2 rRNA genes are annotated in these 5,313 nt (G+C 57.4%); both read right to left on the reverse strand.

The features are described 5' to 3' along the window. Positions 1–117: 117 nt before the first annotated feature. Positions 118–3,226 (reverse strand): 23S ribosomal RNA (locus FB453_RS33940). Positions 3,227–3,606: 380 nt separating this feature from the next. After that, positions 3,607–5,121: ribosomal RNA gene (locus FB453_RS33945) — 16S ribosomal RNA — on the reverse strand. Together the 16S and 23S rRNA genes form the textbook arrangement of a ribosomal RNA operon. Positions 5,122–5,313 lie beyond the last annotated feature (192 nt).

Here is a 5,313-nt window from a genome sequence, read left to right on the forward strand (position 1 = left end):
CCGGGCGTTTCCCCTCCGCCATGACCGCCGTAACTCTATGAACATATCAAACAACCCCGGCACACAGTCACGGGTGTTCGCTTGTTCAGAGTTGCACAGTGGACGCGTAGCAGCTTAGTAGTCAAGTCCTCGGCCTATTAGTACCGGTCAACTGAACCCGTTACCGGGCTTACATTTCCGGCCTATCAACCCAGTCGTCTAGCTGGGGGCCTTACCCCACAAAGTGGGTGGGATACCTCATCTTGAAGCAGGCTTCCCGCTTAGATGCTTTCAGCGGTTATCCCTTCCGAACGTAGCTAACCAGCCGTGCCCTTGGCAGGACAACTGGCACACCAGAGGTTCGTCCGTCCCGGTCCTCTCGTACTAGGGACAGCCCTTCTCAAGTATCCTACGCGCACGGCGGATAGGGACCGAACTGTCTCACGACGTTCTAAACCCAGCTCGCGTACCGCTTTAATGGGCGAACAGCCCAACCCTTGGGACCTGCTACAGCCCCAGGATGCGACGAGCCGACATCGAGGTGCCAAACCATCCCGTCGATATGGACTCTTGGGGAAGATCAGCCTGTTATCCCCGGGGTACCTTTTATCCGTTGAGCGACACCGCTTCCACTCGCAAGTGCCGGATCACTAGTCCCGACTTTCGTCCCTGCTCGACCTGTCAGTCTCACAGTCAAGCTCCCTTGTGTACTTGCACTCAACACCTGATTGCCAACCAGGCTGAGGGAACCTTTGGGCGCCTCCGTTACCTTTTAGGAGGCAACCGCCCCAGTTAAACTACCCACCAGACACTGTCCCTGAACCGGATAACGGTCCGAAGTTAGATACCCAAATCAACCAGAGTGGTATTTCAAGATTGCCTCCACCCATACTGGCGTATGGACTTCACCGGCTCCCACCTATCCTACACAAGCTAATTCGAGTACCAATGTCAAGCTATAGTAAAGGTCCCGGGGTCTTTCCGTCCTGCCGCGCGTAACGAGCATCTTTACTCGTACTGCAATTTCGCCGGGCCTGTGGTTGAGACAGTGGGGAAGTCGTTACGCCATTCGTGCAGGTCGGAACTTACCCGACAAGGAATTTCGCTACCTTAGGATGGTTATAGTTACCACCGCCGTTTACTGGCGCTTAAGTTCTCCGCTTCGCCCCGAAGAGCTAACAGGTCCCCTTAACGTTCCAGCACCGGGCAGGCGTCAGTCCATATACATCGAATTACTTCTTCGCATGGACCTGTGTTTTTAGTAAACAGTCGCTTCCCCCTGCTCTCTGCGGCCATACAACGCTCCACCCGCGCGGGGCTTCACGTCTCCGGCCCCCCTTCTCCCTAAGTTACGGGGGCAATTTGCCGAGTTCCTTAACCACAGTTCGCCCGATCGCCTCGGTATTCTCTACCTGACCACCTGTGTCGGTTTGGGGTACGGGCCGCTAAGAACTCGCTAGAGGCTTTTCTCGGCAGCATAGGATCACTGACTTCACCTGAATCGGCTCGGCATCACGTCTCAGCCTTCATGTGTTGCGGATTTGCCTACAACACGGCCTACACGCTTACCCCGGCACAACCACCGGCCGGGCTCAGCTACCTTCCTGCGTCACCCCATCGCTTGACTACTACCCATCAGGTTCCCACGCTCCCCACCATCCGTCCGAAGACATCAGGCAGTTCGGGTGGTTAGCACAACGAGGTTCATCAGGGACGCTCTTTCGCGGGTACGGGAATATCAACCCGTTGTCCATCGACTACGCCTCTCGGCCTCGCCTTAGGTCCCGACTCACCCAGGGCGGATTAGCCTGGCCCTGGAACCCTTGGTCATCCGGCGGAAGGGTTTCTCACCCTTCTTTCGCTACTCATGCCTGCATTCTCACTCGTGCCGCGTCCACAACTGGGTCACCCCGCTGCTTCACTCGCGGCACGACGCTCCCCTACCCATCCACACACCTGCACAAGGAATCAAGTCCAAGCGAGGATAAAATGTGAATGCCACAGCTTCGGCGGTGTGCTTGAGCCCCGCTACATTGTCGGCGCGGAACCACTTGACCAGTGAGCTATTACGCACTCTTTAAAGGGTGGCTGCTTCTAAGCCAACCTCCTGGTTGTCTATGCGACCCCACATCCTTTTCCACTTAGCACACGCTTAGGGGCCTTAGCTGGTGATCTGGGCTGTTTCCCTCTCGACTACGAAGCTTATCCCCCGCAGTCTCACTGCCGCGCTCTCACTTACCGGCATTCGGAGTTTGGCTGATTTCGGTAAGCTTGTGGGCCCCCTAGACCATCCAGTGCTCTACCTCCGGCAAGAAACACGCGACGCTGCACCTAAATGCATTTCGGGGAGAACCAGCTATCACGGAGTTTGATTGGCCTTTCACCCCTAACCACAGGTCATCCCCCAATTTTTCAACATTGGTGGGTTCGGCCCTCCACGCGGTCTTACCCGCGCTTCAGCCTGCCCATGGCTAGATCACTCCGCTTCGGGTCTAGGACACGCGACTGAATCGCCCTATTCAGACTCGCTTTCGCTACGGCTCCCCCACACGGGTTAACCTCGCCACATGCCACTAACTCGCAGGCTCATTCTTCAAAAGGCACGCCGTCACCCCGCAAGGCTCCGACGGATTGTAGGCGAACGGTTTCAGGTACTATTTCACTCCCCTCCCGGGGTACTTTTCACCATTCCCTCACGGTACTTGTCCGCTATCGGTCACCAGGAAGTATTTAGGCTTACCAGGTGGTCCTGGCAGATTCACGGCAGATTTCAGGGGTCCGCCGCTACTCGGGAACACCCACAGAAGGTCAGCAACTTTCACCTACCGGACTCTCACCGTCTACGGTCAGCCATTCCAGACTGTTCGACTAGCCACTGACTTTGTAACTTCTCGAATGCATGTCAGTACATTCAGTAGGGTCCCACAACCCCGACCACGCAACCCCTGACAGGTATCACACGCAGCCGGTTTAGCCTCGATCCGCTTTCGCTCGCCACTACTCACGGAATCACTAAATTGTTTTCTCTTCCTACGGGTACTGAGATGTTTCACTTCCCCGCGTTCCCTCCACACACCCTATGTGTTCAGGTGTGGGTGACACCACATGACTGGTGCCAGGTTTCCCCATTCGGACACCCTGGGATCACAGCTTGGTTGACAGCTCCCCCAGGCCTATCGCGGCCTCCCACGTCCTTCATCGGCTCCTGGTGCCAAGGCATTCACCGTTCGCCCTTGACAACTTGACCACAAAGATGCTCGCGTCCACTGTGCAATTCTCAACAAACGACCAACCCACAACCCGATCCGCCCCACACCAAACCCAACAACAGTTGGCGGTATGTGGGGCCAGGCCATGCCTGGCAGACTGCCAGCCCCCACACAGGAGGCCGGCCACGTCTCTGAAACAACAACCCAACGGTTGTTCCTTCAGGACCCAACAGGGTGCTCACATTTCCCCCCAGCCGCACCAGAAGCCACCGTTCCCACCACCCGAGGGTGGCTGTACTAGGCGCCGCCGGCCGTTGCCAGGGCAAAACTTGCCAGTGTCTCCGCCATCTGAGCACCCCGACCCAACATTCGTGGGCCGCGGGCTCCTTGCACCCTTTCAGGTGAAGGTGCTCCTTAGAAAGGAGGTGATCCAGCCGCACCTTCCGGTACGGCTACCTTGTTACGACTTCGTCCCAATCGCCAGCCCCACCTTCGACGGCTCCCTCCACAAGGGTTGGGCCACCGGCTTCGGGTGTTGCCGACTTTCGTGACGTGACGGGCGGTGTGTACAAGGCCCGGGAACGTATTCACCGCAGCGTTGCTGATCTGCGATTACTAGCGACTCCGACTTCACGGGGTCGAGTTGCAGACCCCGATCCGAACTGAGACCGGCTTTTTGGGATTCGCTCCACCTCACGGTATCGCAGCCCATTGTACCGGCCATTGTAGCATGCGTGAAGCCCTGGACATAAGGGGCATGATGACTTGACGTCATCCCCACCTTCCTCCGAGTTGACCCCGGCAGTCTTCGATGAGTCCCCGCCATAACGCGCTGGCAACATCGAACGAGGGTTGCGCTCGTTGCGGGACTTAACCCAACATCTCACGACACGAGCTGACGACAGCCATGCACCACCTGTGACCGCCCCCGAAGGACCTCACATCTCTGTGAGTTTTGCGGCCATGTCAAACCCAGGTAAGGTTCTTCGCGTTGCATCGAATTAATCCGCATGCTCCGCCGCTTGTGCGGGCCCCCGTCAATTCCTTTGAGTTTTAGCCTTGCGGCCGTACTCCCCAGGCGGGGCGCTTAATGCGTTAGCTGCGGCACAGGGAACCGGAGAGGCCCCCCACACCTAGCGCCCAACGTTTACAGCGTGGACTACCAGGGTATCTAATCCTGTTCGCTCCCCACGCTTTCGCTCCTCAGCGTCAGTATCGGCCCAGAGACCCGCCTTCGCCACCGGTGTTCCTCCTGATATCTGCGCATTTCACCGCTACACCAGGAATTCCAGTCTCCCCTACCGAACTCTAGCCTGCCCGTATCGACCGCAGGCTTGGAGTTGAGCCCCAAGTTTTCACGGTCGACGCGACAAGCCGCCTACGAGCTCTTTACGCCCAATAAATCCGGACAACGCTCGCACCCTACGTCTTACCGCGGCTGCTGGCACGTAGTTGGCCGGTGCTTCTTCTGCAGGTACCGTCACTCTCGCTTCGTCCCTGCTGAAAGAGGTTTACAACCCGAAGGCCGTCATCCCTCACGCGGCGTCGCTGCATCAGGCTTCCGCCCATTGTGCAATATTCCCCACTGCTGCCTCCCGTAGGAGTCTGGGCCGTGTCTCAGTCCCAGTGTGGCCGGTCGCCCTCTCAGGCCGGCTACCCGTCGTCGCCTTGGTAGGCCATCACCCCACCAACAAGCTGATAGGCCGCGAGCCCATCCCAAGCCGAAAAACTTTCCACCACCAGCCATGCGGCCAGAAGTAATATTCGGTATTAGCCCCCGTTTCCGAGGGTTATCCCAAAGCTTGGGGCAGGTTGCTCACGTGTTACTCACCCGTTCGCCGCTCGAGTACCCCGAAGGGCCTTTCCGCTCGACTTGCATGTGTTAAGCACGCCGCCAGCGTTCGTCCTGAGCCAGGATCAAACTCTCCAACAAAAAATTAGTTGAACAGCATCCTGACAACAAACAAATGTTGCCAAAGGAATCCCAACCAGCCAGACACAAAGCCTGACCAGTCCGGGGTATAAATCATAATTGGCACTGGCTTTACAAGCACCCTGTTGAGTTCTCAAAGAACAACCACACACCGACCAGAAGCCCCACCTCAGTGGAACCCCAACCGGGGCT

The organism is Micromonospora sp. CNZ322, assembly GCF_007827755.1.